At 54.3% G+C, this 20,917-nt stretch carries 25 protein-coding genes; 12 read left to right on the plus strand and 13 right to left on the minus strand.

Translation table 11 applies throughout. From position 1 onward, the window contains the following. Positions 1 to 2: 2 nt before the first annotated feature. The 5 genes from trpCF to yedF all read left to right on the plus strand — a co-directional run bounded on the left by trpCF (position 3) and on the right by yedF (position 4,997). Positions 3 to 1,361 (plus strand): bifunctional indole-3-glycerol-phosphate synthase TrpC/phosphoribosylanthranilate isomerase TrpF, encoded by a 1,359-nt coding sequence (gene trpCF, locus ACW9E7_RS10780; RefSeq protein ID WP_458727762.1) that lies wholly within the window; start codon positions 3 to 5, stop codon positions 1,359 to 1,361. Positions 1,362 to 1,371: 10 nt separating this feature from the next. Beyond that, positions 1,372 to 2,565: a tryptophan synthase subunit beta gene (gene trpB / locus ACW9E7_RS10785; RefSeq protein ID WP_248174411.1), complete on the plus strand. Its 1,194-nt coding sequence runs from the start codon at positions 1,372 to 1,374 to the stop codon at positions 2,563 to 2,565. Continuing rightward, positions 2,565 to 3,374, plus strand: a complete 810-nt coding sequence (trpA, locus tag ACW9E7_RS10790) for a tryptophan synthase subunit alpha (RefSeq protein ID WP_045334893.1) — start codon at positions 2,565 to 2,567, stop codon at positions 3,372 to 3,374. Before trpB ends, trpA begins: the two co-directional genes overlap by 1 nt. Before the next feature lie 181 nt (positions 3,375 to 3,555). Continuing rightward, complete coding sequence (yedE, locus tag ACW9E7_RS10795; RefSeq protein ID WP_458727763.1) at positions 3,556 to 4,767, plus strand: selenium metabolism membrane protein YedE/FdhT; 1,212 nt, start codon at positions 3,556 to 3,558, stop codon at positions 4,765 to 4,767. Continuing rightward, positions 4,764 to 4,997, plus strand: a complete 234-nt coding sequence (gene yedF / locus ACW9E7_RS10800) for a sulfurtransferase-like selenium metabolism protein YedF (protein ID WP_003856774.1) — start codon at positions 4,764 to 4,766, stop codon at positions 4,995 to 4,997. The genes yedE and yedF overlap by 4 nt, the downstream gene beginning before the upstream one ends. Before the next feature lie 156 nt (positions 4,998 to 5,153). Here yedF and ACW9E7_RS10805 read toward each other — a convergent pair whose 3' ends face one another. The 3 genes from ACW9E7_RS10805 to ACW9E7_RS10815 form a co-directional block, all read right to left on the minus strand. Further along, positions 5,154 to 5,363, minus strand: a complete 210-nt coding sequence (locus ACW9E7_RS10805) for a hypothetical protein (RefSeq protein WP_458727764.1) — start codon at positions 5,361 to 5,363, stop codon at positions 5,154 to 5,156. 145 nt (positions 5,364 to 5,508) lie between these two features. Beyond that, positions 5,509 to 6,141, minus strand: a complete 633-nt coding sequence (gene ompW / locus ACW9E7_RS10810; RefSeq protein WP_458727765.1) for an outer membrane protein OmpW — start codon at positions 6,139 to 6,141, stop codon at positions 5,509 to 5,511. Positions 6,142 to 6,255: 114 nt separating this feature from the next. After that, positions 6,256 to 6,531, minus strand: coding sequence for a hypothetical protein (locus tag ACW9E7_RS10815; RefSeq protein WP_168707998.1), 276 nt, complete (start codon positions 6,529 to 6,531; stop codon positions 6,256 to 6,258). Between ACW9E7_RS10815 and ACW9E7_RS10820 the strand changes: the two genes are divergently transcribed. The 4 genes from ACW9E7_RS10820 (at position 6,424) to yciA (ending at position 8,693) form a co-directional block, all read left to right on the plus strand. Further along, positions 6,424 to 6,828 carry a YkgJ family cysteine cluster protein gene (locus tag ACW9E7_RS10820; protein ID WP_021240310.1) on the plus strand — a complete coding sequence of 135 codons (405 nt, stop codon included), beginning with the start codon at positions 6,424 to 6,426 and terminating at the stop codon, positions 6,826 to 6,828. The genes ACW9E7_RS10815 and ACW9E7_RS10820 overlap by 108 nt on opposite strands. 25 nt (positions 6,829 to 6,853) lie before the next feature. Next, complete coding sequence (locus tag ACW9E7_RS10825) at positions 6,854 to 7,597, plus strand: YciC family protein (protein ID WP_033145752.1); 744 nt, start codon at positions 6,854 to 6,856, stop codon at positions 7,595 to 7,597. A gap of 56 nt (positions 7,598 to 7,653) precedes the next feature. Then, positions 7,654 to 8,193 carry a septation protein A gene (locus tag ACW9E7_RS10830; protein WP_025756566.1) on the plus strand — a complete coding sequence of 180 codons (540 nt, stop codon included), beginning with the start codon at positions 7,654 to 7,656 and terminating at the stop codon, positions 8,191 to 8,193. A 104-nt stretch (positions 8,194 to 8,297) separates the two neighbouring features. Beyond that, entirely contained in the window at positions 8,298 to 8,693 is a 396-nt protein-coding gene (gene yciA / locus ACW9E7_RS10835; RefSeq protein ID WP_133294585.1) for an acyl-CoA thioester hydrolase YciA, read from the plus strand. 38 nt (positions 8,694 to 8,731) lie between these two features. Here the strand turns inward: yciA and tonB are convergent, their stop codons facing one another. After that, the gene (tonB, locus tag ACW9E7_RS10840) at positions 8,732 to 9,454 is read right to left on the minus strand and encodes a TonB system transport protein TonB (RefSeq protein ID WP_458728389.1); all 723 of its coding nucleotides are present in this window, start codon (positions 9,452 to 9,454) and stop codon (positions 8,732 to 8,734) included. A gap of 220 nt (positions 9,455 to 9,674) precedes the next feature. On the opposite strand from tonB, the gene ACW9E7_RS10845 reads away from it, so the two are divergent. Beyond that, a complete protein-coding gene (locus ACW9E7_RS10845; RefSeq protein ID WP_023327637.1) occupies positions 9,675 to 9,971 on the plus strand; it encodes a YciI family protein in 297 nt (98 codons plus the stop codon). A gap of 41 nt (positions 9,972 to 10,012) precedes the next feature. On the opposite strand, the gene ACW9E7_RS10850 is transcribed toward ACW9E7_RS10845, so the two are convergent. From ACW9E7_RS10850 to ACW9E7_RS10860, 3 genes are all read right to left on the minus strand, one after another. Then, on the minus strand, positions 10,013 to 10,966 hold the full coding sequence (locus ACW9E7_RS10850; protein ID WP_133294587.1) for a bifunctional helix-turn-helix transcriptional regulator/GNAT family N-acetyltransferase: 954 nt from the start codon (positions 10,964 to 10,966) through the stop codon (positions 10,013 to 10,015). A 94-nt stretch (positions 10,967 to 11,060) separates the two neighbouring features. Continuing rightward, on the minus strand, positions 11,061 to 11,696 hold the full coding sequence (gene leuE / locus ACW9E7_RS10855) for a leucine efflux protein LeuE (protein ID WP_045404924.1): 636 nt from the start codon (positions 11,694 to 11,696) through the stop codon (positions 11,061 to 11,063). Between the two features lie 110 nt (positions 11,697 to 11,806). Continuing rightward, positions 11,807 to 11,980: a YciY family protein gene (locus ACW9E7_RS10860; protein ID WP_086379783.1), complete on the minus strand. Its 174-nt coding sequence runs from the start codon at positions 11,978 to 11,980 to the stop codon at positions 11,807 to 11,809. 158 nt (positions 11,981 to 12,138) lie between these two features. On the opposite strand from ACW9E7_RS10860, the gene cls reads away from it, so the two are divergent. Together cls and ACW9E7_RS10870 are read left to right on the plus strand one after the other, a co-directional pair. Beyond that, on the plus strand, positions 12,139 to 13,599 hold the full coding sequence (cls, locus tag ACW9E7_RS10865; protein ID WP_458727766.1) for a cardiolipin synthase: 1,461 nt from the start codon (positions 12,139 to 12,141) through the stop codon (positions 13,597 to 13,599). Positions 13,600 to 13,632: 33 nt separating this feature from the next. Then, positions 13,633 to 13,962, plus strand: a complete 330-nt coding sequence (locus ACW9E7_RS10870; RefSeq protein WP_006810881.1) for an HI1450 family dsDNA-mimic protein — start codon at positions 13,633 to 13,635, stop codon at positions 13,960 to 13,962. A 31-nt stretch (positions 13,963 to 13,993) separates the two neighbouring features. Here ACW9E7_RS10870 and ACW9E7_RS10875 read toward each other — a convergent pair whose 3' ends face one another. From ACW9E7_RS10875 to oppA, 6 genes are all read right to left on the minus strand, one after another. Further along, positions 13,994 to 14,863 (minus strand): ion transporter, encoded by an 870-nt coding sequence (locus ACW9E7_RS10875; protein ID WP_458727767.1) that lies wholly within the window; start codon positions 14,861 to 14,863, stop codon positions 13,994 to 13,996. A 14-nt stretch (positions 14,864 to 14,877) separates the two neighbouring features. Further along, complete coding sequence (gene oppF, locus ACW9E7_RS10880; RefSeq protein WP_045404928.1) at positions 14,878 to 15,882, minus strand: murein tripeptide/oligopeptide ABC transporter ATP-binding protein OppF; 1,005 nt, start codon at positions 15,880 to 15,882, stop codon at positions 14,878 to 14,880. After that, positions 15,879 to 16,892 carry an ABC transporter ATP-binding protein gene (gene oppD, locus ACW9E7_RS10885; RefSeq protein WP_045404931.1) on the minus strand — a complete coding sequence of 338 codons (1,014 nt, stop codon included), beginning with the start codon at positions 16,890 to 16,892 and terminating at the stop codon, positions 15,879 to 15,881. The genes oppF and oppD overlap by 4 nt, the downstream gene beginning before the upstream one ends. An 11-nt stretch (positions 16,893 to 16,903) precedes the next feature. Continuing rightward, positions 16,904 to 17,812, minus strand: coding sequence for an oligopeptide ABC transporter permease OppC (gene oppC / locus ACW9E7_RS10890; protein ID WP_008502787.1), 909 nt, complete (start codon positions 17,810 to 17,812; stop codon positions 16,904 to 16,906). Positions 17,813 to 17,824: 12 nt separating this feature from the next. Beyond that, entirely contained in the window at positions 17,825 to 18,745 is a 921-nt protein-coding gene (gene oppB / locus ACW9E7_RS10895; RefSeq protein ID WP_008502786.1) for an oligopeptide ABC transporter permease OppB, read from the minus strand. A gap of 84 nt (positions 18,746 to 18,829) precedes the next feature. Next, positions 18,830 to 20,461 carry an oligopeptide ABC transporter substrate-binding protein OppA gene (oppA, locus tag ACW9E7_RS10900; RefSeq protein WP_008502785.1) on the minus strand — a complete coding sequence of 544 codons (1,632 nt, stop codon included), beginning with the start codon at positions 20,459 to 20,461 and terminating at the stop codon, positions 18,830 to 18,832. Positions 20,462 to 20,917 lie beyond the last annotated feature (456 nt).

The following is a 20,917-nucleotide window of genomic DNA, read 5'->3' on the forward strand; positions in this document are numbered from 1 at the left end:
GAATGCAGACCGTTTTAGCGAAAATCGTTGCCGATAAGGCCATCTGGGTGGAAGCCCGCAAGCAACAGCAGCCGCTTGCCAGTTTTCAGAACGATGTCGTCCCTAGCAGCCGTCGTTTCTATGACGCCCTGCAGGGTGCGCGCACCGCGTTTATTCTTGAGTGCAAAAAAGCGTCCCCGTCCAAAGGCGTTATCCGTGACGATTTCGACCCGGCGCGCATTGCCGGTATTTATAAGCATCATGCCTCAGCCATCTCCGTGCTGACGGATGAGAAATATTTTCAGGGCAGCTTCGATTTTCTGCCGATCGTCAGCGGCATCGCGCCGCAGCCGATCCTGTGCAAAGACTTTATTATCGACCCTTATCAGATTTGGCTGGCGCGCTTTTACCAGGCTGACGCCTGCCTGCTGATGCTCTCGGTGCTTGACGACGAGCAGTACCGCCAGCTCTCTGCCGTCGCGCACAGCCTGAAAATGGGCGTGCTGACCGAAGTGAGCAACGAAGAGGAGCTGGAGCGCGCGATTGCGCTGGAAGCCAAAGTGGTCGGCATTAACAACCGCGATCTGCGTGACCTGTCTATTGACCTGAACCGCACGCGCCAGCTGGCGCCGCGTCTGGGCGCTGGCGTCACGGTGATCAGCGAATCCGGCATTAACAGCTACGCCCAGGTGCGCGAGCTGAGCCACTTCGCCAACGGTTTCCTGATTGGCTCCGCCATGATGGAACATGACGATCTCAATGCGGCAGTGCGTCGCGTGCTGCTGGGTGAAAACAAAGTCTGCGGCTTAACTCGCGAACAGGACGCCCAGGCCGCGTATGAAGCCGGAGCGATTTATGGCGGGCTGATTTTTGTGGATTCCTCTCCTCGCGCGGTTAGCGAAGAGCAGGCGCGTAAGATCATCGCCGCGGCACCGCTCAGCTATGTTGGCGTGTTCCGCAATGCGGATATCGCCGAGGTGGTTGAAAAAGCCGACGCGTTATCCCTGAGCGCGGTGCAGCTGCACGGCGATGAAGATCAGGCCTATATCGATGCCCTGCGCGCCGCGCTGGCACCGCAGGTGCAAATCTGGAAAGCGCAAAGCGTTGGCGATACGTTGCCCCCGCGTAACCTGAACCACGTGGATAAATACGTCCTCGATAACGGCCAGGGCGGAAGCGGCCAGCGTTTTGACTGGTCTCTGCTGAACGGCGAAAAGCTGGACAACGTCCTGCTGGCGGGCGGATTAAGCCCGGACAACTGCGTAGAAGCCGCGAAAACCGGCTGCGCAGGCCTCGATTTCAATTCAGGCGTAGAGTCCCAGCCCGGCATAAAAGATGCCAGCAAACTGGCCTCCGTATTTAAAACTCTGCGTGCATATTAAGGAAGAGAAGATGACGACATTACTTAACCCGTATTTTGGTGAGTTTGGTGGGATGTACGTCCCGCAAATCCTGATGCCCGCACTACGCCAGCTGGAAGAAGCCTTTGTCAGCGCACAGAAAGATCCGGCGTTTCAGGCTGAATTTACCGATCTGCTGAAAAACTATGCAGGCCGTCCAACGGCGCTGACCAAATGCCGCAACCTGACGGAAGGCACGAAAACCACGCTGTATCTTAAGCGTGAAGACCTGCTTCACGGCGGCGCGCACAAGACTAATCAGGTGCTGGGCCAGGCGCTGCTTGCGAAGCGTATGGGCAAAACCGAAATCATCGCCGAAACCGGCGCAGGCCAGCACGGCGTGGCCTCGGCGCTCGCCAGCGCCCTGCTCGGCCTGAAATGCCGCATCTATATGGGGGCGAAAGACGTTGAGCGTCAGTCTCCGAACGTCTTCCGTATGCGCCTGATGGGTGCGGAAGTGATCCCGGTGCACAGCGGCTCCGCGACGCTGAAGGATGCCTGTAACGAAGCGCTGCGCGACTGGTCCGGCAGCTATGAAACCGCGCACTATATGCTCGGAACCGCGGCGGGCCCGCACCCGTTCCCGACCATCGTGCGCGAATTCCAGCGCATGATCGGGGAAGAGACCAAAGCGCAGATCCTTGAAAAAGAGGGTCGCCTGCCGGATGCGGTGATCGCCTGCGTCGGCGGCGGGTCAAACGCCATCGGCATGTTCGCAGACTTTATCGACGACACCAGCGTGGGTCTGATTGGCGTTGAGCCTGCCGGTCACGGCATTGAATCAGGTGAACACGGCGCGCCGCTGAAGCATGGCCGCGTGGGGATCTACTTCGGCATGAAATCCCCGATGATGCAGACCGATGAGGGCCAGATTGAAGAGTCTTACTCTATCTCTGCCGGCCTCGACTTCCCTTCCGTCGGGCCGCAGCACGCCTATCTGAACAGTACGGGTCGCGCGGACTATGTCTCCATTACCGATGACGAAGCGCTGGAAGCGTTCAAAACGCTGTGCCGCAGCGAAGGGATCATCCCGGCGCTGGAGTCTTCACACGCTCTGGCCCAAGCGCTGAAAATGATGAAAGACAATCCGGAAAAAGAGCAGCTGCTGGTGGTAAACCTTTCCGGACGCGGTGACAAAGATATCTTCACCGTTCACGATATTCTGAAAGCACGAGGGGAAATTTGATGGAACGCTACGATAACGTATTTGCAGAACTGAAATCCCGCCAGGAAGGCGCGTTCGTTCCCTTCGTCACCCTGGGCGACCCGGGCCCGGAACAGTCGCTGAAGATTATCGACACCCTGATTGAGGCCGGTGCCGACGCGCTGGAGCTGGGGATCCCGTTCTCTGACCCGCTGGCGGATGGCCCAACCATTCAGAATGCGACGCTGCGCGCGTTTGCCTCTGGTGTGACGCCAACCCAGTGCTTTGAGATGCTGGCGGCAATTCGCCAGAAGCATCCGACCATTCCCATTGGCCTGCTTATGTACGCCAACCTGGTGTTCAACCGCGGTATCGATGAGTTTTACGCCGAGTGCGCACGCGTAGGCGTCGACTCCGTTCTGGTCGCCGACGTGCCGGTCGAGGAGTCCGCGCCGTTCCGCCAGGCTGCGATGCGTCACAACGTCGCCCCGATTTTCATCTGCCCGCCGAACGCGGATGACACACTGCTGCGCCAGATAGCCTCTTACGGGCGCGGATACACCTACCTGCTCTCCCGCGCAGGCGTGACCGGTGCCGAGAATAAAGCCGCCCTGCCGCTGCATCATCTTGTGGAAAAGCTGGCCGAGTACCATGCCGCGCCGCCGCTGCAGGGCTTCGGGATCTCTTCTCCGGATCAGGTCACAGCGGCGATTGACGCGAAGGCTGCGGGTGCCATCTCCGGCTCTGCAATTGTGAAGATCATCGAGAAGAACGTGGATAAACCCGAGCAGATGCTGGCCGAGCTGAAAGCGTTTGTGACTGCCATGAAGGCGGCGACGCGTAAAGCCTGACCCCTCCACCGTCTGGCACCCCTGCCAGACGGTTACCCTTTCTTCCCCGCCATCAACAAAGGATTACGTCAAAATTGATCCTTTCGATATTTTCGGTGTGAATGGCTTTTCAAACTGTTATGTAAGCGTATGATCTGGACTCTTTTTTATCTTTAATCCTTCTGAGTTCAGAGGCTTATTCATGTCATGGCAATCCTTCAAACAGACTTACCTGGTTAAGTTCTGGTCACCCGTTCCGGCCGTTATCGCGGCTGGCATTCTCTCAACTTATTATTTTGGCATTACCGGTACGTTCTGGGCAGTGACCGGCGAGTTCACCCGCTGGGGTGGTCAGCTGCTGCAGCTCGCAGGCGTGCATGCCGAAGAGTGGGGTTACTTTAAACTCATTCATCTGGACGGCACCCCGCTTACCCGCATCGACGGGATGATGATCATCGGCATGTTCGGCGGCTGTTTCGCGGCGGCGCTGTGGGCAAACAACGTTAAGTTGCGTATGCCCAAAAGCCGGATCCGCATTCTTCAGGCAGTTGTCGGCGGTATCATTGCCGGGTTTGGCGCCCGTCTGGCGATGGGCTGTAACCTGGCCGCTTTCTTTACGGGGATTCCTCAGTTTTCGCTTCACGCCTGGTTCTTTGCCGTCGCCACGGCCATCGGCTCTTATTTTGGGGCAAAATTTACCCTGCTGCCGCTGTTTCGCATTCCAGTGAAAATGACCAAAGTCAGCGCAGCGTCTCCGTTAACCCAGAAGCCCTCTCAGGCACGCCGCCGTTTCCGTCTCGGAATGCTGGTCTTTTTCGCTATGGTGGCATGGGCGCTGTGTACAGCTCTGAACCAGCCCAAACTCGGTCTGGCGATGCTGTTCGGCGTGGGTTTTGGTCTGCTCATTGAACGCGCGCAGATCTGCTTCACCTCCGCGTTTCGCGATATGTGGATCACCGGCCGCACGATGATGGCGAAGGCGATTATCGCCGGGATGGCGGTCAGCGCCATCGGCATCTTCAGCTATGTTCAACTGGGCGTCGAACCGAAAATCATGTGGGCCGGTCCTAACGCGGTCATTGGCGGCCTGCTGTTCGGCTTCGGGATCGTGCTGGCCGGCGGGTGTGAAACCGGCTGGATGTACCGTGCCGTCGAAGGTCAGGTGCACTACTGGTGGGTGGGTCTTGGAAATGTGATTGGCTCGACGGTCCTGGCGTACTTCTGGGACGATTTGTCCCCGGCGCTTGCCACAAGTTGGGACAAGGTCAACCTGCTGAACACCTTTGGGCCTCTCGGCGGCCTTCTGGTCACCTACGCCCTGCTGTTGGTTGCTTTTTTACTGGTCGTCGCACAGGAGAAACGTTTCTTCCGCCGTGCGAGCGTTAAAACAGAAACGCAGGAGAATGCTGCATGAAAGAGATCGTGCCTGATTATCGTCTGGATATGGTTGGCGAGCCCTGTCCATATCCGGCGGTGGCTACGCTTGAAGCGCTACCGCAGCTAAAGAAAGGGGAAATTCTGGAGGTGGTGAGCGACTGCCCGCAGTCCATCAACAACATACCGCTGGATGCAAAAAACCACGGTTATACGGTGCTGGATATCCAGCAGGATGGCCCAACCATTCGCTATCTGATTCAAAAATGATCCCTAAGGGCCTCGCCAGGGGCCTTTATCGTATTGAATTATAAGACATCTTGATCCACGGCAAAAACGCGATTTTTGACTTAAGTAAAATCTCATTTCCCTTTTGAAGGAGGTTTTCGCGATTTGATGTATTTACGAGCTTTACTGGTTTTCGCCTTATTGATTCCCTTCCATGCGCTGTCCCTGAATTTCTCTTCCACCTTCCTGCGCCTTGATTGTCCGCAAAGAGGACTTGTCGAGGTTATTCTGCACGTCTATGACCATACCCAGGAACGGTGGCGCGGCCATTTTGAAACCGGCGCGGGACATAAACGTGCGGGTGATACCGAAATTATCCCGTTTGCCAACGGCGATATTCTTTTCCATTCCCTGTCCAGCGACGCTTTCAGCTATTTATATGATGGGGAAACGATCCTGAGGCACTGCGTAAAGCTTGATGAGCGGCCGGTTTATCCGTCGTTTTGAAGTGAGCAAAGCAAACTGGCCACCCTGTGGCCAGTTTGACGGGGGATCAGAAACGATAACCCGCAGAGAACATAAACACCCACGGATCCAGTCGCGTGTTGATGCTTTGCTGCTGACCGCCCGCCTTGAAGCGTACGTCCGTATCAATATCCATATACCAGACGGAGGCGTTAATTAACCAGTCGCGGTTAATCAGGTAATCCAGACCGACCTGCCCCGCCATGCCCCACGAATCTTTCAGGCTGAGGTCAGTCAGACCGGCCTCTTTACCGGTATCGTTAAACTTCTCGTCAAAGAAGGTGGTGTAGTTCAAACCAGCGCCAATATAAGGGCGCACCTTGCTGCTTGAGTCGCCAAAGTACCATTGCGCCATCAGCGTTGGCGGTAAATGGTGAACCGTTGCAATATCACCGGTTGCGCCCAGACCCACGCGATGACGGAACGGCGTTGCAGCAAGAAGCTCAACCCCCACGTTATCCGTCGCCATCCAGGTAAAGGTTAAACCGAGCTGGGTGTTATTACTGACGTTAAAACCGCCCATTCCCAGCACGTTATCCGATCCTTCAGTTGGGCGAACCGTAGCCGAACCGGCACGAATAAAGAATTCGCCTGCTTCATGCGCGTACGCGCCGCCAGAGAGACTGCTTAATACAAGGGCTGCCACCGCTAATTTTTTCATATCCGCTCCATCGTTGTGGTTTTAATCGCGGATGAGAATATACTCACAAAAGGGTAATAAGTGATCTGCCACAGATCACATTAAAACCAGTAACTTAACATTCATTGATCTGGGTTAATTTTTTGTGGCGCGTTCAAAAGCGATAAGTTGTTTCCATGTCAATTTTTGGCATTTCACGGTTACAAAATTTTCCCTTTCCCCCCTCTTGCTCTTCCTCTGGCGGCTGGATAATTTATCGCTCTCACAAATTGATTTGATGCGTTCTTCTTTTGCAGGTGTGCCATGAGTGATATCAACCCGTGCATGACGTGCGGAGCCTGTTGTGCGTATTTTCGAGTCTCTTTCTACTGGGCCGAAGCCAGCGATGGCGGCGGTACCGTTCCGGTTCATCTCACCGAGCCGTTAACCCCCTTTCTGCGCTGCATGAGCGGCACGAACCAAAAGCAGGCTCGCTGTGTGGCGCTACAGGGTGAGCCTGGGGTCTCTACCCGATGTTCCATCTATGAGGATCGCCCCAGCCCGTGCCGGGAATTTGCCATGTCGGGGGAAGATGGCCAGGTCAACGAAGCCTGCAATCGCGCACGCGCACGCGTGGGATTACCGCCGCTTTACAAAGATATGCTTTTCCATACAAGCCTTGATGCTGCCACAGCAGGTGCATCCGGTGTACAATTGCCGGCTAATTAACACCTGCAATACTCAAGGAGAGTGCATGTCTATCACGGCGAAGTCTGTCTACCGTGACACGGGAAACTTTTTCCGCAATCAGTTCATAACCTTTTTACTGATCGCGTTGCTTTGCGCCTTTATCACGGTGGTGCTGGGTCATGCGTTTTCACCGAGTGAAGAACAGATTGCCAGCCTGAGCCAGGGCGACCATCTTGCGGGTAGCGTGGGGTTGTTTGAGCTTGTGCAAAACATGACGCCGGAACAGCAGCAAATCCTGCTGCGCGCCTCTGCCGCGTCCACCTTCTCGGGCCTGATTGGTAATGCAGTTCTGGCGGGCGGCGTTTTGCTGATGATTCAGCTTGTATCGGCGGGTCACCGGGTCAGCGCCTTACGGGCGATTGGAGCCAGCGCGCCGGTCTTACCTAAGCTGTTTATCCTGATCTTTTTGACCACCCTGCTGGTGCAGATGGGGATAATGCTGGTCGTGGTGCCGGGCGTACTGCTGGCTATCGTGCTCTCGTTTGCGCCTGTGATGGTCGTGCAGGATAAGATGGGTATTTTTACCGCGATGCGCAGCAGCATCCGACTGGCATGGGCTAATATGCGTCTGGTGGCTCCCGCCGTGATCGGCTGGCTGCTCGCCAAAACGCTCCTGCTGTTGTTTGCACCGAATTTTGCGGTATTAACGCCGAACGTTGGCGCGGTAGTGGCGAATACGCTGAGCAACCTGATTTCAGCGGTACTGCTGGTCTATCTGTTCCGCCTGTATATGTTAATTCGTCAGTAATCCAGAGGCGGGAGGCATCGCAGCCTCCCGCCCCGCTCAGAAGATGGAATCACAGAATGAAGCAGTTTCTTGATTTTTTACCGCTCGTGGTCTTTTTTGCTTTTTATAAGCTGTACGATATTTATGCCGCGACCACTGCGCTGATCGTTGCAACGGCAGTTGTTCTGATCTACAGCTGGGTTCGCTATCGTAAAGTCGAAAAAATGGCGCTGGTCACCTTCGTGCTGGTCGCCGTATTCGGCGGACTGACTCTGTTCTTCCATAACGATGAATTTATCAAGTGGAAAGTGACCGTGATTTACGCCCTGTTTGCGGGCGCATTATTAATCAGCCAGTGGGTGATGAAAAAACCGCTGATCCAACGCATGCTGGGCAAAGAGCTGACGCTGCCTCAGGAAGTCTGGTCCCGTCTGAATATCGCGTGGGCGGTCTTCTTTATTCTCTGCGGTCTCGCTAACATCTATATTGCTTTCTGGCTGCCGCAGAATATTTGGGTCAACTTTAAGGTCTTCGGCCTGACCGCACTGACCCTTATCTTCACGCTGTTAAGCGGCGTATACATTTATCGGCACATGCCGCAGGACGACAAGCACTGATTAACGACTGACCAGAACGTCAGAGACAGGCGTTCCGGTCTATTCTCTCCGCTGTAAAATCATAGTAGCATCCCGCCTGAAGTCTTCCGTTACGAGTTAAAACAATGACAACAACTAACGCCCCGCAGGGCGAACTGGTTTTACGCACACTGGCAATGCCCGCTGACACCAATGCCAATGGCGATATTTTTGGCGGCTGGCTGATGTCGCAGATGGATATGGGCGGCGCAATTCTGGCAAAAGAGATCGCCCACGGGCGCGTGGTGACTGTGCGAGTGGACGGCATGACCTTCCTGCGCCCGGTTGCGGTAGGTGATGTGGTTTGCTGCTATGCGCGCTGCATCAAACGCGGCAATACCTCTATTTCAATTAACATCGAAGTGTGGGTTAAGAAAGTCTCTTCTGAGCCGATTGGGCAGCGTTATAAGGCCACTGAGGCCCTGTTTATTTATGTCGCAGTGGACAGCGAGGGTAAACCTCGTCAACTTCCGCAGGCCTGATCGACAGGCAAAAAAAAGCCTCCTTTCGGAGGCTTTTTTTATTCCATCTGCGCCCCGCCGTTCAGGCGGAAAACGATATTCACAATCAATCCGCTGCCCGGCTTGCCTGGCTCATAACGCCATCTGCGCATTGCAGATTTCACTTCGCGCTCAAACATATTAGAAGGCTGAGCGGACAAGATTTCCACGTTATCCACTCGGCCATCCGCAGTCACGTCAAATTTCACCCTCACGCGGCCTTCAATACGCAAAGCCTGAGCTCGCGCCGGATACTGAGGCTGGTTGCGGCTTACGGCACGCGGGCCCGCTGGCGTACTAACCGTTGGCTTTGATGTCGTTGCCGTATTGTTCATCACCGGACGTGAAGGCGCTGCATTTTCAACCGGCTGGGTCGCACGCGGTTCAACCGGACGTTCCTCACGTTTCGGACGCTCCTCGACCTTCTTCACCGGCTTTGGCTTCGGCTTAGGTTTTGGCTTCGGTTCAGGCTTGTGGATCACCACCGGGGCTTCCTTCGGTGGCTCCGGAACGGGCTCGGGTTCTGGCTCAGGTTCAGCCACCGGCTGTGGTGGTGGAGGGGCAACCTGCGGCGGTTCAAGATCCGCTGGCGAGACCATCGTTACCGAAATCGGCTGCGCGGGCGCGGGCATTTCAATAACCTGATGAACCGAGGTATACAGCAAACCCGCCACAACGGCACCGTGAATCACGACGGAAAGCAGCGTCGGCCAGGGAAAGCGGCGAGGTAAATCAAGGGTCATCGAAGTCATATTCATCAACGTTAAAAAACCGAACCATGATTTTAAATGCAAATAGCAATCATATTCAATAAGACACTATGCTCTGGCGCAACTTTAGCGCCTGAGAGGCCAAAAAAGACGCAGTCAGATCAGGGTATTAACATTGTTTTTATTTTACATTGCAGTCGTTTGCCCTTTCACATAACGTAACTGACACTTTTACCGGTTAAGGAGCTTCGCCGTGTTTTACGTAATTTACTCTGAAGATGTTGCTGATTCGCTCGAAAAACGCCAGTCTGTACGCCCTGCGCATCTGGCACGTTTGCAGCTGCTCCAGGATGAAGGCCGATTACTGACCGCTGGCCCCATGCCCGCAGTCGACAGCAACGATCCGGGTGCTGCCGGTTTTGCCGGCTCCACGGTTATTGCTGAATTTGAATCCCAGGAAGCCGCTCAGGCCTGGGCTGATGCAGACCCGTACGTTGCAGCGGGTGTGTATGCAAAAGTGACGGTGAGGCCGTACAAAAAAGTGTTCTGATACCGAAGCGGCTCCGAAAGGAGCCTTTTTTATGGTGGCGATTACGCGTCTCTGTGCCGGGTAAACTGCTGTTCTGTAATCAGGCTCCCCCACTGGTCGCCTTCCCACTCTTTTACCAGCGTAAACCCAAACGACTCGTACAGACGTCGTGCGGCGCTCAGCTTATTGAATGTCCAGAGATGCACGGCAGAAAAACCAACGCTGTCACAAAAGCGCATCGCTTCATTCAGCAGTTTTTTCCCCACGCCGTGTCCCCGACAGCCATCATCAAGAATAAACCAGCGAAGATGGGCTTCACCCGGCGCCAGATCCTCGCCATCGATCGCCACCGAGCCGACAATTTTGTCGTTGAGTACTGCCAGCCAAATCTGGTTACAGGGCTTCTCCAGTCTTTCACTGAACTCGGCCAGCCCTGAAGCCACTTTGGCCTCGAAGAAGCGACCAAAGTTATGCTCCCGAGAATAATAGCTGCCATGCATCTCCGCGATACGGCCAATCATGCCGGGGATGTACCCCTGCACTATCTTCAACTCGTCGGGCTGCATATCGTTGCCCGCCTCGCGGCATGCCAGCAGCGCGTTGGCATAAAGGGAGAGCCCCTCAGAAATGGTCTGCTGCTGCGCTGGAGCAAGACCCTTTATTGCTGTGACCACGCGCTCGTTGCTGAAGGCATTAATTTTGCTGACCGTCTCGTGACCTTTCGCGGTCAGCCTGAGGCTCTTTGCTCTCGCATCCTCAGTAGAAATGACCTCCTCAAGTTCGCCCGCGGCAATCAGGCGAGCCAGCATCCGGCTGACGCTGGACTTTTCCAGGCCCAGCAGTTGCACCAGCTGACTCGCCGTCATCTCCTTACGCAGAGCAATTTCGACCAGAGTATGGACGGCCGAAGGCGAGTAATTCGTTGAGGCCAGGGTAGACCCCATAAAACCTAACTCTCGCACCATCAGGCGCGAGGAACGTCGAATAACACTGACTACCGGGGTTTCGCTGTGCATGTTATGTCCTCACCATTTAGTTGTACTATACAACTAAATGGTGAGGGATTGTCAAACAGAATAAAAAAGGCTCCCTCAGGAGCCTTTCAAATCATCAATGCAGCGACGCTAATCTCGCCGCAAACCCGACAAACAGCAGCCCTATTAGCCCGTTCCCCAGCTTTGCCAGCTTCTTTTTTGTTTTCAGATAACGCGTGACAAACGCACCGGAGAAGATCAGGAAGCTCATGTACATAAAGCTTATCAACTCCAGCGTCGTCGCAAGGATCAGGAAAGAAGTGCCGGTACTCTTCGCATTCACGTCAATGAACTGAACGAAGAACGATACGTAGAACAGAATCGCTTTGGGGTTGGTCAGGCTTAACACCAGGGAACGTTTCATGATCATACTGGCAGGTTCGGGGCCGCTCTCATGCGCGTTTTTTTGACGGTTTACCACCGACCAGAGCATTTTGCCCCCCAGCCAGAGCAGATAGAAAGCCCCGAGATAGCGCACGATATTAAACAGTACCGGCGTGGTCTGGATTAATGCCGCGACGCCCGCCCAGGCGAGAAACATCAGCACCGCATCGCCAATAAATACGCCCGTAGCGGCGAGATACCCTTTTTTAACACCGTGACCGATCCCGGTTTTTAGCACGAACAGGGTATTCGGTCCTGGCACCAGAACGATAAAAAACGCGCCAACAACATATGTCCAGAAATTCAGTACGCCAAACTCCGCAAACACTTCTCCCTCCTTTTGCTAAACACAACAGGAACAACGCTGCAAATACGCTATCCCCAAAAAATCAGACGCTATAAAATCAGCGGGCACCAGTTACGGTGCCCTCATGTTTCTCAGATATCCTGGACTGCGAACAGCAACGCATTGCGGTGCCGCGTCAATCCACATTTCCTGATGGCGTGAATACGCATATTGCGGCGGGATTGTGCTTCCAGCCAACGAGCCTTGCGACGACTCACCTGTCGCAACATGCGCCAGCGCCCTACTTCTGTTCTACTGCGCTTCATGTCTACAACTCTTTCTCTAACACTTTTTCTCTAAAAGAAAGGCCATTATAAACCCAACCCGGCAGCAAACCAGCGCTTTTACCTGGCGTTTTTATTTGCCAGATGAATCCTGATGCGTACACTCATAACAATACGCTTTCAAAAGGATTTTTTTACCTATGACAACCTTCTACACCGTGGTGAGTTGGCTGGTCATTCTGGGATACTGGCTGTTAATCGCGGGTGTGACGTTACGCATCCTGATGAAGCGCAGAGCCGTACCCTCTGCCATGGCCTGGCTTCTGATCATTTATATCCTCCCGCTGGTGGGAATTATTGCCTATCTCTCTTTTGGTGAGCTTCATCTTGGTAAACGCCGTGCCGAGCGCGCCCGTGCCATGTGGCCCTCCACCGCGAAGTGGCTGAACGATCTTAAAGCCTGCAAACATATTTTTGCCGAGGAGAACAGCAGCGTCGCCTCCTCACTGTTTAAGCTGTGCGAGCGCCGCCAGGGGATTGGCGGCGTTAAGGGCAATCAACTGCAGCTGCTGACCTCGTCTGACGACGTCATGCAGGCGTTAATCCGCGATATTCAGCTGGCTCGTCATAATATCGAGATGGTTTTTTATATCTGGCAGCCCGGCGGGATGGCTGACCAGGTCGCTGAGTCGCTGATGGCCGCCGCGCGGCGCGGCATTCATTGCCGCCTGATGCTTGACTCCGCGGGTAGCGTGGCATTTTTCCGCAGCCCCTGGGCAGGCATGATGCGTAATGCCGGGATCGAAGTGGTTGAAGCGCTGAAGGTCAATCTCCTTCGCGTGTTTCTGCGCCGGATGGATCTCCGCCAGCATCGCAAAATGATCATGATCGATAACTATATTGCCTACACCGGCAGCATGAACATGGTCGACCCGCGCTTCTTCAAACAGGACTCAGGAGTAGGTCAATGGGTTGATTTGATGGCGCGAATGGAGGGGCCGATTGCCACCTCGATGGGCATCGTTTATTCCTGCGACTGGGAGATTGAAACCGGCAAGCGTATCCTGCCGCCGCCGCCGGACGGCAATATTATGCCGTTTGAAGAGGCCAGCGGTCACACTATTCATACCATTGCTTCCGGGCCGGGCTTCCCGGAGGATTTGATTCATCAGGCGCTGCTGACGGCGACCTATTCGGCGCGTGAATATCTGATCATGACGACGCCCTACTTTGTCCCCAGCGACGACCTCCTGCACGCCATCTGTACAGCCGCGCAGCGCGGTGTCGATGTGAGCATCATTTTGCCGCGCAAAAATGACTCTCTCCTGGTGGGCTGGGCCAGCCGGGCATTCTTCAGCGAACTGCTGGCCGCCGGGGTGAAAATTTACCAGTTTGAAGGCGGATTGCTCCACACCAAGAGCGTGCTCGTCGACGGTGAGCTGAGCCTGGTGGGCACGGTCAACCTGGATATGCGCAGCCTGTGGCTCAACTTTGAAATCACGCTGGTCATTGATGATGCCGGCTTTAGCGGCGATCTCGCGGCGGTGCAGGATGATTATATCTCCCGCTCGCGTCTGCTGGATGCCAGACTGTGGGTAAAACGTCCGCTGTGGCAGAGAATTGCCGAACGACTGTTTTACTTCTTTAGTCCGTTGCTGTAAAACGTGCCCAACGATGTTAAACAGGTAGTCATCATGGAAATGGATCTGAACAATCGCCTGACCGAAGACGAAACGCTCGAGCAGGCCTATGACATTTTTCTCGAACTGGCGGTTGATAACCTCGATCCCGCAGACGTGATCCTTTTTAATCTGCAGTTCGAAGAGCGCGGCGGTGCCGAGCTGTTTGACCCTTCAGAAGACTGGGCTGAGCATGTGGATTTCGACCTGAACCCTGACTTTTTTGCCGAAGTGGTGATTGGGCTGGCAGATGAAGACGGTGGCGAAATTAACGATATTTTCGCTCGCGTCCTGCTGTGTCGAGAGAAAGACCATAAGCTGTGCCATATACTCTGGCGCGAATAATAAAAAAGGCTGCGATTGCAGCCTTTTTTATTTACTCCGGCAATTTATTGCCACAGCGATGACAAAACCGCGCGTCGTGATCATGTTCACCCTGCTCGCAATGAGGACACTTGCGCTGCTGCTTGCGGCTCTGAAACGCGCTGCTCATGTGTGTGGTAATAAGTCCAGTCGGAATGGCAATCACCGAATAGCCAATCAAAATCAGCACTGACGCCACAATGCGGCCCAGCGGCGTGTGGGGAGTAATATCACCATAACCCACGGTCGTGACGGTCACAATCGCCCAGTAGACGGAGGCATTGAGCGTCGTAAAGCCATATTTGGGTCCTTCTATTAAATACATCAGCGCGCCAAAAACAATCATGACGATGGCGATAAACGAGTAGAACAGAATGAGCTGATGCCGTGCGCTGACGATTGCACTCCAGAACACGCGTAATGAGGGCATAAAACGCAGTAATTTCAGAATACGTAATACGCGAATAACGCGCATCGCTCGCCAGGCAAAGACATAGCTCAGGCTGATTTCCGGCCACAGCCACATGACGTAGAGCGGCAAAATGGTGGCTAAATCAATAAATCCCCAGAAGCTGAAAACATATCGGGCCGGGTTGGGCCAGGCTATTACCCGGAGGAGATATTCAGCGGTAAAAACCAGGGTAATCGCCAGCTCAAGCCAGACAAAGATGTGCCATTCGTCAAACGTCAGGTGATATTGCGTCCCGGCACCCGATTCAATAAAGATGACGACCACGCTGAGAAGCGCAAATAAACCGCAAAGACCTTCGAAGCGTCGTCCGGATACCGTTTCAGGATCGAATAAAAAATGATAAAGCCGCCGACGGGCTGACGTGAATAAATGCGACACGATTACCTCGCAAAAAATAAGGGCTGACATCATGTCAGCCCTTGCGATTATAACGGGTCTACTTTCAGGCAGGAAACCGCATGTCGGAAACTGCCTTCCAGAACCGGACGCGTTTTCGCGCATTCCGGCCCGGCCATTGGGCAGCGCGTGCGGAAGACGCAGCCCGACGGCGGGTTAATCGGTGAGGGCAATTCACCTTCCAGCAGCTGGATGGTCTTATTCTTTTCCAGATCCGGATCGGGGATTGGCACAGCGGACATCAGCGCTTTGGTGTAAGGGTGCAGCGGATTGTGGTACACCTCGTCATAGGTACCCAGCTCCACGGCGTGACCCAGATACATCACCAGCACGCGGTCTGAAATGTGTTTCACTACGGCCAGGTCATGCGCGATGAAGATCAGCGACAGCCCCATTTCACGCTGCAGCTTCTGCAGCAGGTTAACCACCTGTGCCTGAATGGACACGTCCAGCGCGGAAACCGGCTCGTCGCAGATAATCAGCTTCGGTTCGAGGATCAGCGCACGGGCGATACCAATACGCTGGCACTGGCCGCCGGAGAATTCGTGCGGGTAGCGGTTGATGAGGTTAGGCAACAGGCCGACTTTCATCATCATCGCCTTAACGCGATCGCGCACTTCCTGACGAGACATCTTCGGATGATAGGTCCGCAGCGGCTCGGCAATAATCTCGCCGATGGTCATACGCGGGTTTAACGACGCCAGCGGATCCTGGAAAATCATCTGGATATCGCTGCGCACCTCGCGCCACTCGTCGGGTTTCATGCCCAGCAGATCTTTACCCAGCCAGGCCACTTTGCCGTCGGTCGCTTTTACCAGACCGATAATGGCGCGCGCAAAGGTCGATTTACCGCAGCCGGACTCTCCGACCACGCCCAGGGTTTCCCCTTCGTACAGGCGCAGCGTAACGCCATCCACCGCTTTCAGGGTCTTCGACGGCTGCCAGAACCACTGTTTTCCGTCTTTAATGTCGAAATGCACCTTAAGGTCAGCAATTTCGAGCAGCACGTTGCGTTTTTCATCTAATGCGTTCATACCAGTTCCTCCTGCGGCTTAAAGCAGGCGCGCAGACGGCCTGGTGCAAACTCTTCCAGCGGCGGAGCGCTGTTGCAGATTTCCATCGCGTGCGGGCAGCGCGGCTGGAACGGACAGCCTTTCGGCAGGCGCAGCAGGTTTGGCGGGTTGCCAGGAATGGTGAGCAGGGATTCCCCTTCCGCATCAAGACGCGGCACCGCGTTCAGCAGGCCAATGGAGTACGGGTGAGCTGGCTGATAGAAGACATCGCGCGCTTTGCCATATTCCATCGTTCGCCCGGCGTACATTACCAGCACTTTGTCACAGATGCCCGCCACCACGCCCAGGTCGTGGGTAATCATGATAATCGCCGTGTTGAACTCACGCTTCAGCTCGTTCAACAGGGTCATGATTTGCGCCTGAACGGTAACGTCCAGCGCGGTAGTAGGTTCGTCGGCAATCAGCAGCTTAGGCCGGCAGAGCAGCGCCATCGCAATCATCACGCGCTGACGCATACCGCCAGAGAACTCGTGCGGGAACATGCGCATGCGCTTGCGTGCCTCCGGCATTTTCACCGCATCGAGCATTTTGACCGACTCTTCAAAGGCTTCGGCTTTGCCCAGACCTTTGTGCAGCATCAGGACTTCCATCAGCTGCTCACCAACGCGCATGTACGGGTTCAGCGAAGTCATCGGATCCTGGAAAATCATCGAGATCTGTTCGGCGCGCAGCTTGTTCAGCTCGTGCTCCGGCAGGTTAAGGATTTCACGCCCGTTGAATTTCGCGGAACCTCCAATCACGCCGTTAGCAGCCAGCAGGCCCATTAACGCAAAGGCGGTCTGAGATTTCCCGGAACCGGATTCACCGACGATGCCGAGCGTTTCACCCGCGCGCAGGTTGAAGTTGAGATCGTTCACGGCGGTGACATCCCCGTCCGGAGTCTTAAAGGTGACGCGAAGATCTTTTACGTCCAGCAGAAGGTCGCTCCGCTGCTGCGCCTGTGGCGCGGTTGCCGTTTCAATAATTGTCATGACGGCGCTCCTTAACGGTCTTTCGGGTCGAGGGCATCACGCAGGCCATCGCCGATAAAGTTAAAACAAAACAGGGTAACGACCAGGAAACCCGCCGGATAAAGCAGCAGCCACGGAGACACTTCCATTGAGTTTGCGCCATCGCTCAGCAGCGCGCCCCAGCTGCTCAGCGGCTCTTGTGTACCGAGACCCAGGAAGCTCAGGAAAGATTCAAACAGGATCATGCTTGGCACCAGCAGTGAGGCATAGACCACCACCACACCCAGCACATTAGGAACGATATGGCGAACCACGATATTACCGGTAGAGACACCGCCTACCTGCGCCGCTTCGATAAACTCTTTGCGTTTGAGGCTCAGCGTCTGGCCTCGGACGATACGCGCCATATCCAGCCAGGAAACCATCCCGATGGCCACGAAGATCAACAGGATATTCTGACCGAAGAAGGTCACCAGCAGGATGACGAAGAACATAAACGGGAAGGAGTTCAGGATTTCCAGCAGACGCATCATCACCGAGTCCACTTTACCGCCAAGGTAGCCGGACAGTGAGCCGTAGAGCGTCCCCACGATCACCGCCACCAGAGCGGCAGCAATACCGACCATAAGAGAGATACGACCACCGATAGCGACACGCACCAGCAGATCGCGTCCGGATGAATCCGTGCCAAAATAGTGGCCTGATTCCATATCCGGCGCGCTGGACATCATGCCCCAGTCGGTGTCGAAATAGGTAAATTGCGACAGCATCGGCGCCAGGGTCACAAACAGCGCGATGATCACCAGAACCACCAGACTCGCAACCGCCGCGCGGTTGTGCATAAAGCGACGGCGCGCGTCCTGCCAGAGGCTACGACCTTCCACTTCCAGTTTTTCACTGAAGTTTTCCAGCGCCTCGCTGTTTTTCTTACTCAACATCATGGCGTGCTCCAGTTAGTAACGGATTTTCGGGTCGATGACGGCGTACAGGACATCAACGATAGCGTTAAAGAGAATGGTCAGCGCACCGACGAGAATAGTCAGGCTCAGTACCAGCGAATAGTCGCGATTAAGCGCGCCGTTAACAAACAGCTGGCCGATGCCCGGCAGGCCGTAAATTGTTTCGATAACCATCGAGCCGGTAATGATCCCGACGAATGCCGGTCCCATGTAGGAGAGCACGGGCAACAGTGCCGGCTTAAGCGCGTGGCGGAAGATAATCCGACGCATCGGCAGCCCTTTAGCACGCGCGGTACGAATGAAGTTCGAGTGCAGCACTTCGATCATTGAACCACGGGTGATACGCGCGATACTGGCGATGTACGCCAGAGATAATGCCACCATCGGCAAAATCATGAACTTCAATGCCCCGCCGTTCCAGCCGCCGCCAGGCAGCCACTTCAGCGTAATGGCAAATATCATCACCAGTAATGGCGCAACAACGAAGCTGGGTATGACTACCCCGGTCATTGCCACCCCCATTACGGCATAATCCCATTTGGTATTTTGTCTGAGCGCGGCGATAACGCCTGCGGTGACCCCGAAAACGATTGCCAGAATGAATGCCGCAGCACCCAATTTCGCCGAAACCGGGAAGCTGGAGGCCACCAGGTCGTTAACGGAATAGTCTTTATATTTAAATGACGGTCCAAAATCACCGTGGGCCAGCTGCTTCAGGTAATTGAAGTACTGGGTAGAGATAGGATCGTTTAAGTGGTATTTCGCTTCGATATTCGCCATGACTTCTGGCGGCAGCGTACGCTCACCGGTAAATGGACTTCCCGGCGCGAGGCGCATCATGAAGAAGGAAATCGTGATGAGAATAAATAGCGTTGGAATCGCTTCAAGACAGCGACGTAGGATAAATTTCAACATTGCCCGTACCTTCTGGCGTGTGCCTATATAATGTGACGTTGGTTAGACACCGTGGGGCGAGCACGCCCGCCCCACTCATTGCCATTAATGCTTGATAATATACAAGTTTTTAACGTAGATATTATCCATCGGGTCTTTACCGGTGTACCCACCTACCCACGGTTTCACCAGACGGGCGTTAACGTAGTAGTAAACCGGAACGATCGCGGAATCTTTATCCAGCTGCTGCTCGGCTTTAGAGTACAGTTCAGTACGCTGTGCTTCGTCAGTGGTTTTCAGCGTGTCGGCGATCAGCTTGTCAAACGCCGGGCTCTTATAGTGCGCGGTGTTGTTTGAGCTGTCACTCAGCATGGTGTTCAGGAAGGAGGTCGGTTCGTTATAGTCCGCACACCAGCCAGCACGCGCCACGTCAAAGGTGCCCTGATGACGGCTGTCGAGGAAGGTCTTCCACTCCTGGTTCTCCAGCTTCACGTTCGCGCCCAGGTTCTTTTTCCAGATCGAGGCGACGGCGATAGCCAGTTTTTTGTGCAGATCGGAGGTGTTGTACAACAGGCTGAAGGTTAGCGGCTTATCTGCGGTGTAGCCCGCTTCGGCCAGCAGTTTCTTCGCTTCTGCGTTACGCTGTTCCTGAGTCTGTTTGAACCAGTCTGGCTCGGTCAGTTTTGCGCCATCGGTGTATGGAGGGGTATAGCTGTACGCAGGCAGATCGCCCTGGTTTTTCACTTTGTTGACGATGATATCGCGATCCAGTGCCAGCTTCAGCGCGGTACGAACACGTACGTCGGTAAACGGTGCTTTCTGGTTGTTGATTTCATAGTAATAGGTGCACAGGTACGGATCGACGTGAACTTCTTTAGGGATCTCTTTCTTCAGTTTCTGGAACAGCTCAATCGGCATGTTGTTATAGGTCATGTCGATTTCACCGCTGCGGTAGCGGTTAACGTCAGTCACTTCGGACGAAATTGGCAGGTAGGTCACCTGATTAATAACGGTTTTAGCGTTGTCCCAGTATTGCGGGTTACGCTCAAGCACCATACGCTCGTTGACCACCCAGTCTTTCAGCTTATAGGCACCGTTGGTCACTATATTGGCAGGCTGGGTCCATTTCTCACCAAATTTTTCCACGGCAGATTTTGGTACCGGGGAGACGGACGGGTGAACCAGCAGCTTATAGAAGTACGGAACAGGTTCGCTCAACGTCACTTCGAAGGTATTGGCATCGATCGCTTTAACGCCCAGATCGGTGATCGGTTTTTTGCCCGCGATGATGTCATCAATATTGGCGATGTGGCCATATTGCAGGTAGCTCGCATACGGAGAGGCGGTTGTAGGATTCGCCAGACGCTGCCAGCTATAAACGAAATCTTCAGCCGTGACCGGCGTACCGTCGGACCATTTCGCATCCTTACGCAGATGGAAGGTCCAGACTTTGAAATCTTTGTTTTCCCATTTTTCTGCGACACCCGGTGCCGGGTGGCCGTCTACGTCTGTCACCAGCAGGCCTTCGAACAGGTCGCGGTTAACGTTAGACTCAGGAACACCTTCAATTTTGTGCGGATCAAGAGACTGAACTTCCGCACCGTTGTTACGCACCAGCGTCTGTTTCTCAGCCAGTTGAACACCTGCAGGAACGTCCGCAGCCATTGCAGCGTTGCCCGCGATTAGCGCAGTTAAAATCCCCGCCGCTACCAGATTTTTTTTTGTGATGATGGACATTGTGTTGGTACTCCACTCATTATAATGACTGGCCTTCGCCAGCTGTGTAATCCCCTGTTGGGGCCTGTACAGCGCAGGAGTTTTTTTTGCTGCTGTCAGGTTCTTCTTTTACTGCTTGCTATCACCGACTTTTTTATTACTGACCGCTCGTATGGCCGTCTTGCGTCGATTCTTTACAGGCCTCCCCTGTTTGAGGCCTGGGCTGGATATCTGAGATGAGAACCATATGAAAATAATTCTCATCTGCTTGTTTTATGCTGCAAAATATTAGGCCGGAAAGTATCAAATGGCGTAAACGTGCGCCAATACATTTTGCAAATTTGTTAAGCAATTCTCTTTTACGGTGAGTGCCGTATCGTTGAGGGCAGCCTTGCCGGACATCAAACATCACTAAAAAAACATGACATTCAATAGGATAGAGAAAATCTTCTCTACAAGCGCGTCGCTGCGCTATCA

The organism is Enterobacter sp. H2G27 (assembly GCF_054403075.1).